Source organism: Bacillota bacterium (assembly GCA_036504675.1).
In the GTDB taxonomy this organism is placed as follows: domain Bacteria; phylum Bacillota; class Sulfobacillia; order JAJYWN01; family JAJZPE01; genus DASXUT01.
The window spans coordinates 18,830-34,797 of the sequence record DASXUT010000067.1; the positions used below are offsets into that span (position 1 = coordinate 18,830).

At 66.7% G+C, this 15,968-nt stretch carries 15 protein-coding genes; 1 reads left to right on the top strand and 14 read right to left on the bottom strand.

Features of this window, described 5'->3' with window-relative positions:
• Positions 1-37 precede the first annotated feature (37 nt).
• From VGL40_05090 to VGL40_05130, 9 genes are all read right to left on the bottom strand, one after another.
• The gene (locus VGL40_05090; protein ID HEY3314642.1) at positions 38-613 is read right to left on the bottom strand and encodes a flavodoxin family protein; all 576 of its coding nucleotides are present in this window, start codon (positions 611-613) and stop codon (positions 38-40) included.
• Positions 614-1,357: a TetR/AcrR family transcriptional regulator gene (locus tag VGL40_05095; protein HEY3314643.1), complete on the bottom strand. Its 744-nt coding sequence runs from the start codon at positions 1,355-1,357 to the stop codon at positions 614-616. It lies immediately after the preceding gene.
• Between the two features lie 76 nt (positions 1,358-1,433).
• Positions 1,434-2,648, bottom strand: a complete 1,215-nt coding sequence (locus tag VGL40_05100) for an ABC transporter substrate-binding protein (protein HEY3314644.1) — start codon at positions 2,646-2,648, stop codon at positions 1,434-1,436.
• A gap of 40 nt (positions 2,649-2,688) precedes the next feature.
• Positions 2,689-4,251, bottom strand: coding sequence for an AMP-binding protein (locus VGL40_05105; protein HEY3314645.1), 1,563 nt, complete (start codon positions 4,249-4,251; stop codon positions 2,689-2,691).
• A gap of 66 nt (positions 4,252-4,317) precedes the next feature.
• The gene (locus VGL40_05110; GenBank protein HEY3314646.1) at positions 4,318-5,037 is read right to left on the bottom strand and encodes an ABC transporter ATP-binding protein; all 720 of its coding nucleotides are present in this window, start codon (positions 5,035-5,037) and stop codon (positions 4,318-4,320) included.
• Complete coding sequence (locus VGL40_05115) at positions 5,030-5,770, bottom strand: ABC transporter ATP-binding protein (GenBank protein HEY3314647.1); 741 nt, start codon at positions 5,768-5,770, stop codon at positions 5,030-5,032. The genes VGL40_05110 and VGL40_05115 overlap by 8 nt, the downstream gene beginning before the upstream one ends.
• Complete coding sequence (locus VGL40_05120) at positions 5,719-6,681, bottom strand: branched-chain amino acid ABC transporter permease (protein ID HEY3314648.1); 963 nt, start codon at positions 6,679-6,681, stop codon at positions 5,719-5,721. Before VGL40_05120 ends, VGL40_05115 begins: the two co-directional genes overlap by 52 nt.
• The gene (locus VGL40_05125) at positions 6,682-7,542 is read right to left on the bottom strand and encodes a branched-chain amino acid ABC transporter permease (protein ID HEY3314649.1); all 861 of its coding nucleotides are present in this window, start codon (positions 7,540-7,542) and stop codon (positions 6,682-6,684) included.
• Positions 7,543-7,564: 22 nt separating this feature from the next.
• A complete protein-coding gene (locus VGL40_05130; protein HEY3314650.1) occupies positions 7,565-8,617 on the bottom strand; it encodes a 3-oxoacyl-ACP synthase in 1,053 nt (350 codons plus the stop codon).
• Between the two features lie 348 nt (positions 8,618-8,965).
• Between VGL40_05130 and VGL40_05135 the strand changes: the two genes are divergently transcribed.
• Positions 8,966-9,613 (top strand): hypothetical protein, encoded by a 648-nt coding sequence (locus VGL40_05135; GenBank protein HEY3314651.1) that lies wholly within the window; start codon positions 8,966-8,968, stop codon positions 9,611-9,613.
• 128 nt (positions 9,614-9,741) lie between these two features.
• On the opposite strand, the gene ablA is transcribed toward VGL40_05135, so the two are convergent.
• From ablA to VGL40_05160, 5 genes are all read right to left on the bottom strand, one after another.
• Positions 9,742-11,058 carry a lysine 2,3-aminomutase gene (gene ablA / locus VGL40_05140; protein HEY3314652.1) on the bottom strand — a complete coding sequence of 439 codons (1,317 nt, stop codon included), beginning with the start codon at positions 11,056-11,058 and terminating at the stop codon, positions 9,742-9,744.
• Positions 11,055-12,536, bottom strand: a complete 1,482-nt coding sequence (locus tag VGL40_05145; GenBank protein ID HEY3314653.1) for a sigma 54-interacting transcriptional regulator — start codon at positions 12,534-12,536, stop codon at positions 11,055-11,057. Before VGL40_05145 ends, ablA begins: the two co-directional genes overlap by 4 nt.
• Before the next feature lie 10 nt (positions 12,537-12,546).
• Positions 12,547-13,365: a methyltetrahydrofolate cobalamin methyltransferase gene (locus VGL40_05150; protein ID HEY3314654.1), complete on the bottom strand. Its 819-nt coding sequence runs from the start codon at positions 13,363-13,365 to the stop codon at positions 12,547-12,549.
• A 20-nt stretch (positions 13,366-13,385) separates the two neighbouring features.
• Complete coding sequence (locus tag VGL40_05155; GenBank protein HEY3314655.1) at positions 13,386-14,039, bottom strand: cobalamin-dependent protein; 654 nt, start codon at positions 14,037-14,039, stop codon at positions 13,386-13,388.
• 77 nt (positions 14,040-14,116) lie between these two features.
• Positions 14,117-15,583, bottom strand: coding sequence for a trimethylamine methyltransferase family protein (locus tag VGL40_05160; GenBank protein ID HEY3314656.1), 1,467 nt, complete (start codon positions 15,581-15,583; stop codon positions 14,117-14,119).
• Between the last annotated feature and the right edge of the window lie 385 nt (positions 15,584-15,968).

Sequence of the window (15,968 nt, forward strand, 5' to 3'; positions counted from 1 at the left end):
GGGAAAACCGGGGCGGGGGGGAGATGGGAGGTGTGGTTCAGGCGTGGAGCTTCTTCATCACGTGGGCCATGTTCTCGCAGAAGTGCTTGATCGTGTCCAGCCCTTCCTGGTCCTTGTCGGCGTCCCGGGCCCCGCGGGTACCGGCCACCGACATGCTCCAGTAGCTTGAGCCGGGGACGATCATGTCGTTGATGTAAAACCACATGAGGAGTTGGGCGAAGGCCAGGTTATGACCGGTCCGGCGGGCGACCGTGATCGGGCCGCCGACCTTCCCGGACATGAACTTGCCCGACCAGCGCGAGGAGAAACCGACCCGGTCCAAAAGGGCCATCAACTGCGGGACGACCGAGCTGTAGTAGACCGGCGAGCCCAGGATGATCCCGTCGGCCTCATACATCTTGTCGGCGATGGGCTCGAAGTCGTCGCCCTCGATGACGCACCGGTTGGCCTTGACGCAGCCGTAGCAGCCGTCACAGGGCTGGACGGTCTTGCCCCGTAGACTGATCAACTCGGTCTCGAAGCCCTGCTCCTTCAACTGGTCAAGAGCGAAACGGACCAGGTACTCAGTGTTGCCTTCCTTCCGCAAGCTGCCGCTGATGCCGACGACTTTCATCTAGGACTCCCCCTTTCCCTCGTTGGGTCCGCTTCCCTCGTTGGGTCCGCGCCGGCTGTCCAGGCCATGGAGGATGAATTCCAGGATGGTCTCCATGGCTTTCTTGGGCGGTTCACGCCCTTCCCAGACCGGCCAGCGCTCGCCGGTAAAGACGGAGATGCCCATCAGACAGTAGGCCAGAGCTTCCGGGTCCAGATCCCGAACCGAGCCCTCGGCCATGGCCGGCTTCAACCGGTCGGCGTAGGCCCGGGCGAAGGAACTGTAGTACCAGCGGTAGAGGTCGTGGTCGACGTATTCAGCGTCGCGGATCAACCGGTAGAGCTTGTCGTGCCGGAGGATGAAGCGATGGAAGGCCCGGACGCCCGCCCTTTCTGCCTCACGCCGGTCCTGATGACGCCCGGCCACCATCTGCAGATCCCGCCTGACCGTCTGATGGAGGTGGATGATGAGCTGCCGGAAGACCGCCTTCTTGGACTTGAAGTAGAGGTAGAACGTGCCCTGGCCGATGCCGGCCCGGCTGGTTATCTCGAAGACTGAGGCGTCGTAGTAGCCCTTCTCGCCGAAGACCTCCTCGGCGGCATGCAGGATGCGGTCGTAGGTGATGGCCCCGCGCTTGGTCTTGGGCGGGGTGACCAGATGGGCCCCGGTCGGCCCCGGATCGACCTCGGTCTCCTCCGGGCAGGTGTCGGTCTCGGGAACCGTCTCGGGGACCTGGTCGTCGGCGGGCGAGCGTCGGTGGGGCATCGTCAACTCTCCTCTGTGAGCTCGGGCTGGCGCGTCGGGTCGGGTCGCCCGCGTCGGGTCGGGCCGCTTCGACCCGCTATTTCCGGTCCTTCCAGTTGGGCACGGGATAGGTCAGCTGGGTCGTGGCCAGCTTGTCGGGGAAGACGATCTCCTGCTTGCCGCCGCGCCACTGGACGATGATCAGGTTCGTGAAGCCCTGATACTTGGCGACCCGGCTGGGCTTGAAGCTCAGTTCCATCCCCAGGGGCGAGGCGTATTTGGTGGCCGCCAGGGCTTTCTTGATCTGCGCCTGGTCGAGCTTGCCGGCGGTCTTGATGGCGTCCATCACGGTCATCGCGTTGGTGTAGGCCAATGGAGCCCAGTAGCTATTGGGGGCTGAGCCGAACTTGGCCTTGTAGGCGTCGTTGAACTTCTTGGCCTCCGGCGTCGGTGCGGCGTCCGGACTCCAGACCACCAGGCCGGCCATGTACTCGGCTTCCTTGACCTTGCCGAAGTCCTTCGGCCAGCCCGGGGTGTAGGCGACGATCAAGTTCGGGTTGAAGCCGGCTTCCTTGGACTGAGTGACCATCGGGATGGCGTCGGCCGGGTAGCCGATCCAGACCAAGGTGTCAGGCTTGTAGCCCTTGATCTTGGTGAGGAGGGCCGAGAGGTCCGGGCTGCCCGACTTGAACGGCTCGAAGCCGAGGATCTTGATCCCGGTATCCTTGAGGGCCTCCTTGAGCATATCGACGTTGCTGGTCCCGAAGAGGCCGTCCTCATGGGCCACGACGATGTTCGGGACCTTGGCCGCGACGAGGAAGTTCTTCAGCGTGTCGACGTTCATGTATTCCCACGGGTGGTAGTGGAAGAACCAATCGGCGTCGCCGAAGGCCTGCTCGACCGCACGGGCGGCGGCCCCCGTCAGGGCCATGATCGGGGCGTATTGCTGCTGATACTTCTTGGCCGGCTCGGCCAGGGCCTTGACGACGGTGCTGGAGACCTCACCCATGACCACCGGCACGTTGTCCTTGGTGATCAGCTTCTCGAAGCTGGCCACCGCGGCGGTCGCGTCCTTGGAGTCCTCGACGAGGATTTCGACCTTTCGTCCAAGGATGCCTCCAGCCGCGTTGACCTCTTCTTGAGCCATGAGGAAGGCATTCTTCATCTCTTGCCCGGTGGCCGCCGAAGGACCGGACAGGGGAGCCAGGGCCCCGAGCTTGATGGCCCCCTTCGGAGCGCAACCGGCCAAGGTCAGCGCGCTGGTGACCGCCAGGACCAGGCACAGTAAGAGCATCCCGAGCTTCTTGGACACTTCCAGACCCTCCATATTAGAGCCGTCTTGGATTCCTGGGTCAGGCCGACTTGGATTCCCGCAGGACCCGTTTGAGGATCTTACCGACCCCGCTCTTTGGCAGACTGTCAGTGAGTGTGTAGTGCTTGGGTATTTTGTAGCGGGCGATCTTGCCTTGGAGGAATTGAGCCAGTTCTTCGGGCGTCGGGTTGTGGCCCGGCCGGGGCACGATGAAAGCCTTGCCTACCTCCCCCCATTTATCATCAGGGACGCCGATGACCGCGACTTCGGAAACCTTCGGATGAGTAGATAACACCGCCTCGACTTCGACCGGGAAGACGTTCTCACCGCCCGAGATGAACATGTCTTTCTTGCGGTCCATGATGTAGAAGAAACCGTCCGCGTCGACCGCGGCGATGTCGCCGGTGTGGACCCACCCGTCGATGAGCGTGTCGGCGGTGGCTTTCTCGTTCTGCCAGTAGCCGGAGAAGACTACCGGCCCGGACAGGAGGAGCTCGCCGAGCTCGTCGGGCTTGGTTTGGTGGCCCTCTTCGTCGACCACCTTGGCCTGGCAATACATGAAGGGGATGCCGACCGACCGCCACTTGGCCTTCATCGTCTCCCAGGAGAGCCGCTTCCACGGCATGAAGAGGTTGTTCGGGCCGCCCTCGGTGATCCCCATGCCCTGGACGAAGACCGTCCCCCGGTCCCAGAAGGGCTCCATCACCGGCCGGGGACAGGCGGCCGCCCCGGACATCACGCACTCGAGCGAGGAGAGGTCCGTCTTGGCGAAGCTGGGGAGCTGCTCCATCATGTGGTACATGGTGGCCGCCCCGAAGAGCATCGTGATCCTGTGCTTGGGGATCCAATCGAGGATCTCTTGCGGGTCGAAGCCGCGGTCGAGGAGCAACCGTCCGCCGGCGAAGATGAGCGGTAGGGTCAGGAGGTTCCAGCCGCCGGTGTGGAAGAACGGCAGCATGTTGGGGGCGGTCGAGTTCGGTCCGAGGCCCCAGCAGACGGCCTCGCTGACCATGTTGAAGTAGAAGGCCCGGTGGGATAGGATGGCCGCCTTGGGGAGTCCGGTCGTCCCTCCGGTGAACAGGAGCAGGTGCGGGTCGGCGAGGTCGATGGGGGAGGCGTCCGGCACCGCGTCGCGGGCCTTGGCCAGCAGCTCCTGGTAGTCGATGGCCCCGGCCGCGTCGACCGTGTCGGTCCCCCGGCCGATGCGGATGGCCGCTTCGACCCCCGGTGACATGGCCAACTGGGCGGCCAGGGCGGCGAAGTCCGCCTCGTAGGCCAAGACCTTCGGCCCGGTGAGCTTGATCATGAAGGTCAACTCGTCCGGGGACAGGCGCAGGTTGAGGGGCACGAGGACGAGCCCGGTCTTCTGGGTGGCGAAGAAGAAATCGAAGTACTCGATGATGTTCCGGGCCAGGACGGCCACCCGGTCGCCCTTCTTCAGGCCCAACCCGGCGGTGAGCGCGTTGGCCAGCCTCCGTGCTCTCGAGTTCAGTTCGCCATAGGTGTACCAGCGCCCAGCGGGTTCGTACCAGACCACCTCCCGGTCGGGGTAGACCCCGGCCTTTCGCTCCAGGAGGTCAAGGGTCCATCTCCAGTCGCTCACCGGATCCTCCTCCTCTCGTGATCGGGCCTCGGCGGTTTGGGGCTGAGCGCGGCCAAGGCCGCGCCTTTACAATCCAAGGTAGGCCTGGCGGACCCGGTCGTCAGCCAGGAGTTCTTGACTGGTTCCCTGATGGACGACCCGGCCGTTCTCCAGGACGTAACCGCGATCGGCGAAACGCAGGCTACGCCAGACGTTCTGCTCGACCAGCAGGACGGTGACGCCCTGCCGGTTGATTTCCGCCAGGGCCTGGAAGACCGCGTCGACGAGGACCGGGGCCAGCCCGAGGGAGGGCTCGTCGACGAGGAGCATCTTCGGGTCGGCCATCAACGCCCGGGCCAGGGCGAGCATCTGTTGCTCGCCGCCGCTCATCGTCCCGGCCGCCTGTCCCAGGCGTTCCGCCAACCGGGGGAAGACGCTCAGGACGCGATCCTCGACCTGGCGGTGATGACGGCGGGCCCTGGGCAGGTAGGCCGCCCCCAACTCGAGGTTCTCGCGGACGGTCATCCTGGGAAAGACATAGCGTCCCTGCGGCACCTGGGACAGCCCCAGGCGGACGATCCGGGCGGGGGAGAGGCCGGCCAGCGGCCGCCCGTCGAAGGAGACCCGCCCATGGGCCGCCCGGTGCAGCCCGGAGATGGCCCGCATGAGGGTGGTCTTGCCGGCCGAGTTGGCCCCCACCAGGGCCACCGCCTCGCCGGGGGAGACTCTCAGGTCGATCTCCCGGAGGACCTGGACGCTGCCGTGGCTGGCCGACAGGCCGGCGACTTCGAGAAGCGCCTCAGTCATGGCCCTCATCCTTCTCTCCGAGATAGGCCTCGATCACCGCCGGGTCGCGGGCCACCTCGGTGTAGGTCCCGGCGGCCAGCTGGCGGCCGTAGTGCATGACGATGACCCGGTCGCAGACGTCGCGGACAGTGCTCATCACATGCTCGATGACCAAGACGGTGACCCCGAGGTCGCGGATTTTCCTCACCAGGGTGATGGCCTCGGCCGCCTCGGCCTGGGTCAACCCCTCCATCACTTCATCGAGGAGGAGGAGGCGGGGGGAGGGGGCCAGCGCCCGGGCCATCTCCAGGCGCTTCAGCTCGACCGCGTTCAATTGCCTGGTCACCTGCCCCGCCTTGGAGGCCAGCCCGACCAGGTCGAGGAGACGGCGGGCCTCTTCGCGGGCCCGCCCCTGGGGCAGGGGACGGGGACGCCCAAAGATGGCTCCGATCATCACGTTCTCCTCGACCGTCATCTCCTCGAAGGGCTGAACCACCTGGAAGGTCCGGCCGATGCCGCAGTGACAGCGCTGGTGCGGTCCGAGGCGGGTGATGTCCCGGTCCCCCAGGAACAGGCGGCCGGAGTCAAGGGGGTAGACGCCGGAGATCAGGTTGAAGGTGGTCGTCTTGCCGGCCCCGTTGGGACCGATCAGCCCGAGGATCTCGCCCTCGTCCGCGGTGAAGGACAGCCCGTCGACGGCCGTCAGTCCGCCGAAGCGCTTGCCGAGCGCTTCCGCGGCCAGGAGGGTCGCCATGACCTCACCACCCCCAGGAGGCCCCGGGGCATGAAGAGCACCGCCGAGACCAGGATGAAGCCGTAGATGATGCTGTAGCCGTATGGGATGTTGACCCGGAGGAACTCTTCGGCCACCTTCAGGACGAAGGTCCCGAGGAGGGGGCCGACGGTCGTGTGGAGGCCGCCGAAGACCGACATGACCACCGAATGGACGGCGACGTTGATGGAAAAGGCTTCGTACGGGATGGTCACCGTGATGTAGTGCAGGTAGAAGGCCCCGGCCACGGCCGGGAAGACGGAGGTCGCCCCGAAGGCCAGGACCTTGTAGCGAACGGTGTCAACACCCATGACTTCGGCCAGGAGCGGCCGCTGGCGCGTGGCCTCGAAGGCGAGGCGGAGGCGGGACCGGGCGACCCACTCCGAGAAGAGCACGGCCGTGGCCAGGACGGCGAGGATGAGGAAGTAGGCCCTGACCCGGTCGCCACCGAAGAGCGGCGGCACCTGGACGCCCATGGCCCCGCCGGTGAGGCCCGGCGTCTGGAGGGCGATGGTCCGCAGGACCTCGCCGAAGGCCAGCGTGGCCACGGCCGTATAGATCCCGTGGAGGCGGAGGGTGAGGAGGCCCAAGCCCAAGGCGACCACCGCGGCGACCGCTCCGGCCAGGATGATCGAGGTCACGGCCGGCACGTGAAACCGGGTGAAGATGATCGCCGAGGCATAGGCGCCGAGTCCGAAGAAGCCCGAATGGGCCAGGGAGAGCTGGCCGGTCCGGGCCAGGACGTCCCAGGACAAAGCGAGGACGCCGTACATCACCGTGGCCAGGGCCAGGTGGAGGTAGTAGGGACCGGTGATGAACGGGAGGGCCACCAGGACGAGGGCCAGGGCGGCCCAGCCCCAATAGCGCTTGGTGATAGGTCTGAGGGAGGCCACCTAGCGTTCCACCCCCTTCGGCCGTAAGGTCAGGACGAGCAAGATCAGGACGAAGAAGACCCCTTCGGACCACCCCGACCCCTGCGGGACATAGGTCCCGACGAGGGATTCGGCCACTCCCAGGAGCAGGCTGGCCCAGATGACGCCGTTCATGTTGCCCAGGCCGGCGAGGACGACGATGCAGAAGGCCTTGAGGGTAAACTCCATTCCGATCAGGGGTTGGGCGTAGAGGATCATCGCCAGCATCACCCCGGCCATCCCGGCCAGCGCGGCGGAGATGCCGAAGGCGACCATGTAGACGTCCTCGACCTCGATGCCCACCAGCGAGGCACCGTCGCGGCTCTGGCTGACGGCCCGCATCGCCTTGCCCAGGCGGGTCCTGGCCAGCAGGAGGTAGAGCAAGAGGACGAGGCCGAAGCCGACGACGAAGGTGATCATCCGGCCCAGCCCGACGGAGACGCCGCCGTAGGCCAGGGCCACCGAACGGTAGGGGGACGCGGTCCCCCGCGGATCCCCGGTCCACAGGATCAGGGCCAGGTTCTGGAAGATCACCGAGAGGCCGAAGGTCAGGAGCAACTGGTTGATCTCGGGGGCCCCGAGGACCCGCCTGATCGTCCCCCGGTAGACCAGGGCGCCGAGGGCGAAGAGGAGGACGGCGGCAAGCGGGAGGGAGAGGAGGGGGTCGATCCCGAGGATGGTGAAGGCGAAGACGGCCAGGTAAGCCCCGAGCATCAGGAACTCGCCGTGGGCGAAGTTGAGGATGCCGAGGACCCCGACGGCCAGGGCCAACCCGATCGAGGTCAGGGCATAGAGGCCCGAACGGAGGATGCCGTTGAGCAGAGTCTGCAGGAAGACGGGCAAACCCTCGATGACCTTTCCCCCCTTAACCCCAGCGGATGCAGCTGGCTCCCCAGGTGTAACCGGTGCCGGCCCCGGTCACCACGGCCACCTGGCCCGGTTTCAGCAGACCCCGCTCGGAGGCTTCCTTGAGGACGATGATCTGATCGGCCGCCTGGACGTGTCCGTACTCTTCGAGATAGAAGGTCTGGTCCCAGGTCAGCCCGAGGGCCTTCAAGATGCCGTCGTGGAAGGACCGCTTCATGTGAGTGGCGCCGAAGAAGTCCACGTCGGGCACGGTGAGGCCGCTGCCGGCGATGGCCTGGCGGCAGACGGCGATGAAGTTCGGCAGGGAGACCGGGTCAAGCCGGCGCTTCATCTCCTCGACCCGGGGGATCTCGAAATGGTGCAGGCGCGGGTCAGTCTGGTCGTGCGTCTCCGGGCGGAAGCGGGAGCCCCCGACCGGCAGGTAGACGTCCTCGGCGAACTGGCCGTCGGTGATCACCGACGAGCCGAGGATCAGGTTCTTCTCCCAGCCGTGGCTGATGACCGCGGCCCCCGCTCCGTCGGCGAAGTTGAAAAGGAAGCGGCTGTCCTGGTTGCGGTAGTCGAGCAGATCCCCTTCCTTGCTGCCGGCGACGATCAGGATGTGGCCGAGCCCCGGGTCGGCCAGGAGCATCTCCTTGGACAGCTTGAAGGCGAGAATGCCGGTGGCGCAAAGGGCCATGATCTCGAAGGCGAAGGCCCGTTTGGCCCCCAGAGCGTGCTGGATCTTGGCCCCGATCGGCCAGACGTGATAATCCTTGTACTCACTCCCGAAGTAGATGACCGCCCCGAGGTCCATCGGGTCGAGCTCGCCGAGGGCTTGGCGGGCGGCCGCGATGCACATGTCCGAGACGTGGAGTTCCGGCGGCGCCTTGGGCTTCCTGACGAACCCGAACTTCTGTCTGATGACCTCCTCTGGGATCCCGGCTCGTTCGGCGACGTCGGCGGCGGTGAGGAAGCTATCGGGGATGAAGACGCCCAGCCGGCGGATGCCGACCGGGGGCTGATGACCGGAGACGGGTCCGGGGGGTGCGCGGCGGTAGTCGGTGGTAATCGCCCATTCACCTCCGAGGTCGGCTCATCGAGGGCCCACGAGGGGCGCCCCAACCTGACAGCTGATTCAGGTTGCATGTTCAGACTTTTCGACGGAGGGGTGGGGAATCCTTCTCCGATTGGGCTAATGTTGCCAACTTTCCGTTAAATTCCCAGCTAGACACGGACCCCGGCAGGGTTTCGGCCGGCCTCGGAGAAAGACGAAAGGGTCGGGAACGGCCGGGCCCCACAAATCAGCCGGGTCCCGAAGAAGGGAGGCCACCACTTGGGCGCGCCCCGACCACGGCCCTCACCCACGCCTGAGCCACCCGCCCCGCTAGCGGAGGGGCCGCGGACCCTGAGCCTCGAAGTGCCGGTTGACGCCGAGCGAGTCGCGGCCTGCCTTGGACCGGTCGACCGGGTCAAGGCCCGCCCGCCTTTGGTCGGTGCGGTGGACGAGGCCGTGGCCCTGGCCGCGAGGCTCGTTCGGGCCAGGGCGGTGTTGGCCGCGGTGCGGGCACCGACGGCCTGCCGGCCGACCGCGGGTCCCCGGGCCGGGGCCTGGTCAACGGTTCCGTGGGCGGTCTTCTTCGCCGCGACCATCGGGCCGGACTTGGAAGCGACGGCCTCGGCCGAGGCGGCGGCCGGGAGACTGCTCCGGGCAGTGGCTATAGATGCCGCCGGCTCGGCGGCATCCCTGGGACTGGCCGACGCCGTCGTCCACCGACTGGCCACCGGTCTGCTGGACGGGACCGGTCTGGGGCCGATCCTGCTGGCCTTCCCGGGCGATGACGGCTTCCCCATGGAGGCCCAACCGTTGATCATCCGGGCCCTCCCGGCCGAGCAGCTGGAGGCCATCGGCCTGCGACTGCTGACGTCCGGGGCCCTCAGCCCGCTGAAATCGATCGCCGGGGTGATCGGTCTCTCGGCCCAGCCGGGCGCCGTTCCTTCGGGCGACCGCTCCTGCGAAGGCTGTCCGTCCAGGGAACGATGCACCTTCAGAAGGTCCAGCGTCTGACCATCTTCCGCCGGCCCCGGTCACTTCACGGGGGATCGCCGTGGAGACCGGCCGGATCGTGGCCGATCAAACCAATGAGAAGCCCCTCCTGTCCGAAGGCAGGAGGGGCTTTTTCGGGTCGAGTCCGGTCAATGGTGCTCGTCCTCGGGCCGGTGCTCATGTTCGAACTCGTGCCGGCGCTTGGCCCGACTCAGTCCGACCGGTTCGACGCTCAGGGCGTCGCCGCGGAAGAGGACCCCGACCCCCTGGCTCAAGGCCGAATGGTCGGTCCCGCAGACGGGGCACTTCCCGTCCGGACCCTTGCGGTGGGCGGCCGCGTCGGCTTCGGCCACGCCGGCCGGCTCGTTGTAGACGGTCAGGGTCCCTTCGTAGTTGCGCAGAACATACTGCCCGGGAGCCTGGGAGATGAGGTACTGTGGACTGACCGGGATCTTCCCGGCTCCGCCGGGGCCGTCGATGGCGAAGGTCGGGACGGCCAGCCCCGAGGTGTGCCCGCGGAGCATCTCGATGATCTCGATGCCCCGGGCGACCGGCGCCCGGAAGTGCGACAGCCCTTGTGAGAGGTCGCACTGGTAGAGGTAGTACGGGCGGATGCGGGCCTTGAGGAGCCCATGGACCAGTTGACGCATGACCACCGGACAGTCGTTGATCCCGCGGAGGAGGACGGTCTGGTTGCCCAGGGGGATGCCCGCGTCGGCCAGCCGGGCGCAGGCCTCCAGGGACGCCGGGGTCAGCTCCTTTGGGTGGTTGAAGTGCGTGTTGACGAAGAAGGGGTGATACTTGGCGAGGATCCTGACCAGTTCAGGGGTGATCCGCTGGGGCATGACCACCGGCGTCCTGGTGCCGATCCTGATGATCTCGACGTGCGGGATGTCCCGCAGGCTCCTGATGACGTACTCGAGCCGGTCGTCGTCGAGGGTTAGCGGGTCGCCGCCCGAGAGGACGACGTCGCGGACGACCGGTGTCCGGCGGACGTAGTCGACGGCCGCGTCGATCTCTTCCTGGGTCCGTGGACGGTCGTTCTGGCCGGCCCACCGGCGGCGGGTGCAGTGGCGACAGTACATCGAACACTGGTCGGAGACGAGGAGCAGGACCCGGTCGGGGTAACGGTGGGTGAGGCCGGGGGCCGGCGAGTCGATGTCCTCGAAGAGCGGGTCCTCGAGGTCCTCCGGGGCGAACTTCAGTTCATTGATGGTCGGGATGGCCTGCCGGCGGATGGGGTCGTGCGGGTCATCCGGATCGATCAACGAGGCATAGTGCGGCGTGACGGCCATCCGCAGGGTCTCGAGACAACGTTTGACCCCGTGCTTCTCTTCGGGGGTCAGGTCGACCACGCCTTCGAGGTCCTCGACGGTCATCAGCCGGTTGCGGATCTGCCAATGCCAATCGTGCCAGTCCTTTTCGCTGACGTTGGTGAAGCGAGGGATCGAGTAGTAGTCCCTCATCCTGTCTTCCTCCTTGCTGAGCCGGAGAGGCCGAGGACCTGCAGCTTGTATTGGAGCGTCGTTCGCGGTACGCCCAGGCTGGTCGCCGCGCGCGAGACATTGCCGCCGGCCTCGTTGAGGGCGCCCTCGATCAGCTGGCGCTCGTAGGCCGCGATGGCCAGATCGAGCCCGCCAAAGCCGGCCGGCCGGCCGCTGGGCATCGGCGGCGGCCCGGCGATGACCGTCGGCCCGAGGGGTCCGCCGGCCTGCTCGAAAGGTTCGCCGCGGACAGTTGCCGGCAGGTGACAGAGGTCGATGATCGGCTCGCCGGCCAGAGCCATCGCTCCTTCGATGGCGTTGGCCAGTTCGCGGACGTTCCCGGGCCAACGGTGGTTGAGCAAGGCGTCCATCGCCTTCGGGGTGCAACCGCGGACGGCCAAGCCCAGCCGAGCATTGCCCCGCCGGAGCATGTGCTCGACGAGGAGGGGGATGTCGCTTCGACGTTCCCGAAGCGGCGGCAGGCCCAGGTTAACGGCGCTCAGACGGTAGTAGAGGTCCGCGCGGAGCTGGCCGTCGGCGATGGCTCGGTCGGGAGCCAGGCTGCTCGAGGAGATCAAGCGGATGTCGACCGCGCGCACCTTGAGGTCGCCCAGCCGCCGCACCTCGCCCGTTTCGACCACCCGGAGCAGCTTGCTCTGTAGGGGGAGGGGCATCGTGTTGAGCTCGTCGAGGTAGAGGGTCCCACCCGAGGCCATCTCGAAGAGGCCCGGGCGGTCGGTGGCCCCGGTGAAACCGCCGCGCGTCGTCCCGAAGAAGATCCCTTCGAGCAGCGTCTCCGGGAGGGCGCTGCAGTTCTGGGCGAGGAAGGGGCCGTTGTGCCGATGGCTGGCCGAGTGGATTGCTTCGACCAGCAGCTCTTTGCCCGTCCCGGTCTCGCCGTAGACGAAGACCGGCAGGGTGGTGGCGGCCGCCTTGGCGGCGGCCTCTTGGACCGAGGTGAGCTTGGGGTCGCGTCCGATGATGCTGTCGAAGGTGTAGCGGGCGCCGAGGCCCGCCTGCGCCCGCCCGGCCGGGCGCGGCGGGTAGAGTTCTTCCCGGAGGTTGCTGATGGTGTCCGACAGTTCCTTGACCGAGGTGATGTCGCGGGAAATCTCCAGGGCCCCGACGAGGTCCGGCCCGTCCCAGATGGGGACGGTGGTGTTGATGCAGTGAATGGCCGTGCCCTTTCGGGTGACATAGGTCTGCTGCTGATTGAGGATGGGCTTCCGGGTCCGCAGGACCAGGAGCAGCGTGCTGGTCTCCCGGCTGAGCGAGGGATAGACCTGCAGGAGATGCTTGCCGATGACTTCAAACTGGTCGAGGCCGTCCAGCCTGGCCGCGGCGGGGCTGTAATAAGTGGTGAACCCCTCGGTGTTGACGATGTGGATGGCCTCGTCCACCGTGGCCAGGATGGACTTCAAGACGACGCCGTCGATGCCCCTTTCGGGTGTGTCTCCCATAGACTCGCTCCTATTTTGAGCCCTTGGCCGCGTCTCCGCCGAGCCTTCCCTGCCGATGGGCGGTCAGGTAGGCGCGACAGAACCGGTCCTGCCCGAGCAGTGACCGGGTGGCGGTCAAGTAGGCCATCTGTTCAGCGTCGAGAGGGTTCAGGATGGCCCCATCGAGCCCGGCGGCCATGGCCAGGACGAGGAAGGCCGTGTTCAAGAGCTTGCGGTTAGGCAACCCGTAAGACACGTTGGACAACCCGCAGATCACGTGGACCCCGGGGAGTTGGTCCCGGATGGCCCGAATGGTGTCCAGGACGACCAGACCGTTGTCGGTGCCCGTACTGATCGGCTGGACCAGCGGATCGAGGAAGATGTCGTCCCTGGCCACCCCGGTCGAAGTCAGCTCTTCCACCAGTTGATTGGCGACTTCGAAGCGATACCCGGCGTCGACGGGGATGCCCTTGTCATCCATGCACAGACCGATGATCCTCGCCCCATACTTCGCCGGGAGGAGGCTCATCGCGGCGAACCGGTTCTTCTCCATGGTCACCGAGTTGATGATGGCCTTGCCCCGATGGACTTCGAGGGAGGCGGCGACCGCCCCGGCGTCGGCGCTATCGATGCAACATGGCTTGTCGACCGCCGATTGGACCGTCCGGACCAGCCAGGACAGGGCTTCCTTCTCCTCGCCGACGAGGGTCCCGGCGTTGACGTCGATGTAGTCGGCCCCAGCCGCCGCCTGCCGGCGGGCCAGGTCCTGGATAGCCGCCGCGTCGCGGCTCTTGACGGCCTCCCCGACGGCCTTGCGGCTGGTGTTGATGAGTTCCCCGACGATGACCACTTGGATCAGCTCCTCACAGATCAGCTGCCGAGCAACTTCTTGGCCACGTTGACGGCGGCTACGGCGTCCTCGGCGTAGGCGTCGGCGCCGATCTTCTTGGCCCAATCGCCGGTCACCGGGGCCCCGCCGACGATCACCTTCAGCCCGCCGCGGGCGCCGGCCGCGGCCAGGGCCTCGATGGTCTGCTGTTGCTTGGGCATGGTCGTGGTGAGGAGGGCCGACATGCCGACGAAGTCCGGCTTGAGCTCCTTGCTCTTGGCGACGAAAGCGTCCACCGGGACATTGGCCCCCAGGTCGGTGACGGTGAAGCCGGCCGCCTGCAAGAGAGCGCCGACGATGTTCTTGCCGATGGTGTGGATGTCGCCCTCGACCGTTCCGAGGAGGACATGACCCAGGGTCTTTCGGGCCTCGTGCTTTGCCCTCAACAGCGGGTCGATGACGGCCATCGCCGTCTGCATGGCCTCAGCCGAGGCGACCAGCTCCGGCAGGAAGTAGTCACCGCGGGCGAAGCGGCTCCCCGCCTCCTCGATTCCCGGGACGAGTCCCTTCTCCACGATCTCCAGGGGCTCGGCCCCTTCCTTCAGGGCTTCCTTGACGGCGGCATCGGCGTCCTCGATCAGGCCCTCGATGACGATGGCGGTGATCCGGTCGAGGCAAGCTGGCTTGTCGGTCATTGGGCAGGCGCCTCCTTCTATCTATCGGTGTGATCGCGCGTCATGTCGCGCGCTCGGGGCGGGTAAGCCCTGGGGGCCTAGTCGCTCAGGCCGGCGTCGGCCTTGCGGATGATTTCCTCCAGTTCCCGCTGGGCCTCGGGGGCGAGCGGCTGGGTCTCGTATTCACGGATCGTCTTCTGGGCGATCTCGGTGGCCTTCTCAAAGGCCCCGGCCCGACCGGAAGTCTCCCACACTTGGAGCGGGCTACGGTCGACGATGGTCGGCCGCCAGATCTCCCGCATGTGGGCCCGGGTGTGCTTGTGGGAGAGGTAGTTGCCGCCGATGCCGACTTCCTTGATGACGTCGACGGCGAGGGTCTCGCGGTCGACCGGGATGCCTTGGGAGAAACGCCGGGCGATCTCGTAGATCTCGGCGTCCATGATGATCTCTTGGAAGGACATGATCTTCGAGCCATTGAGCATGCCCGCGCCGGTCATCATGGCCACGGTGGTGAAGACCGAGGCGACGGTGGAGAAGACGTTGTCGACGGCGGCCTGCCAATCGGGCATCTTGGCTCCGGTGGCCATGGTCCCCATCGACAGCGGGATGCCGTAGTGGGCGCAGATCTCCTGGAAGCCGGCGGCCAGGAGGTAGTCCTCCGGCCCGCCGCCGGTGTAGCTCCCAAGGCGGAGGTCGATGGCGGTGGGCGCGGCGGCGAAGAAGAAGGGCGAGCCGGGATGGGCCGTCTGCATCAAGACCAGCGGGGCCAAGGCGTCAACCGTCGTCACCACCAGGTTGCCGGCCAGGGTCGCCGGGGCGGTGGCACAGGACATCGGCATCGGCATGAAGCCGGTCGGCAGTCCGTGCTCGGCGGCCACCAGTGAGGCTTCCAGGCTGCCGCCGTCTTGGCCGAGCGGGTCCATGGCGCACTGCATGACCGACAGGACGGGGCGCTTGCGGAGCTCCTCGTAGCCGCCGGCGACGACGGCCGCCATCTCCACGGAATACCTGGCGACCTCCTCGTCGATGATCGTCTCCGGCTGGACGTGCTTGGCCGTGCCGGCGAAGGCCGCCTGCAGCTCGTGAAGGGGACGGGTCTTGGCCGGGACGTCCTGAGCGCTGACCATCGGTCCCCAGTAGAAGGCGATGGCCGGCAGGGAGTCAGCCAATCGCGCCGAGTCTTCGATGTCTTTCTTGGTCGATAGCCGGCGGGTGCCGGTCCACAGATCATAGGTCTCGATGCCGCAGCCGTCGGTCGACAGGTAACAGTGCTTGCCGTCGAGGTCGAGGTTGTTATCCGGGTCGCGGGCGCCCAGGACGTACCGTTTCGGGGCCGTCTCAAGGGCTTTCTCGACCAGGCCGCGGGGCAGCTTGACGTGCATCTTCTCGCGGTTCACGGTGGCCCCCGCGCCGGCCAGGATGTCCAGGGCCTTGTGGGATGGCATCGAGACGCCGACCTCTTCCATGACCTCGAGCGCGGCCTGGTGGAAAGCCTCGAGTTCTTCCCTGGTGAACAGTTTGACCTGTAGCTTTGGCTCAATGGGCAGGATCCTCTGGCGGGCCATTGGTCATCTCCTCCTCTGCTCCGAATGGGGCGGCGAAGGCCCCGCGCCGGCCGCGCGCCTCGACGGGGGGGCGGTGGGGCCGGCCCTGACGCTGAATTTGTCTACGTTGTTGATTGGAGCAAGAAATGTGCCACCACCGGGATGGGCCCGTCCCTCGCCGTCTGAAGCAGACTGCAGCTAAATGGGGGGGCTGAACGGCGATCCGGCGTGGAAAGAGTGACGGAAATCCGGCAAGATGGGCCGAAAGGTGCCCAAAACTCGGCGAACGAGAAGCGCGGAGTCGGGCCCGGATGACGGGAAATCGTCAATGGTCTTTTCTGTGTGGCCGGCTTGGAATCCTCTCGGCCGATACCCGTCAGGCCGGCCCCGGGCCGGATCGGCCGAG

Bases quoted from the DNA above. Each gene is read 5' to 3' on its own strand.
- VGL40_05155 (HEY3314655.1), bottom strand. From the start codon at position 14,039: ATGACCGACAAGCCAGCTTGCCTCGACCGGATCACCGCCATCGTCATC.
- VGL40_05090 (HEY3314642.1), bottom strand. From the start codon at position 613: ATGAAAGTCGTCGGCATCAGCGGCAGCTTGCGGAAGGAAGGCAACACT.
- VGL40_05110 (HEY3314646.1), bottom strand. From the start codon at position 5,037: ATGACTGAGGCGCTTCTCGAAGTCGCCGGCCTGTCGGCCAGCCACGGC.
- VGL40_05160 (HEY3314656.1), bottom strand. From the start codon at position 15,583: ATGGCCCGCCAGAGGATCCTGCCCATTGAGCCAAAGCTACAGGTCAAA.
- VGL40_05115 (HEY3314647.1), bottom strand. From the start codon at position 5,770: ATGGCGACCCTCCTGGCCGCGGAAGCGCTCGGCAAGCGCTTCGGCGGA.
- ablA (HEY3314652.1), bottom strand. From the start codon at position 11,058: ATGAGGGACTACTACTCGATCCCTCGCTTCACCAACGTCAGCGAAAAG.
- VGL40_05095 (HEY3314643.1), bottom strand. From the start codon at position 1,357: ATGCCCCACCGACGCTCGCCCGCCGACGACCAGGTCCCCGAGACGGTT.
- VGL40_05145 (HEY3314653.1), bottom strand. From the start codon at position 12,536: ATGGGAGACACACCCGAAAGGGGCATCGACGGCGTCGTCTTGAAGTCC.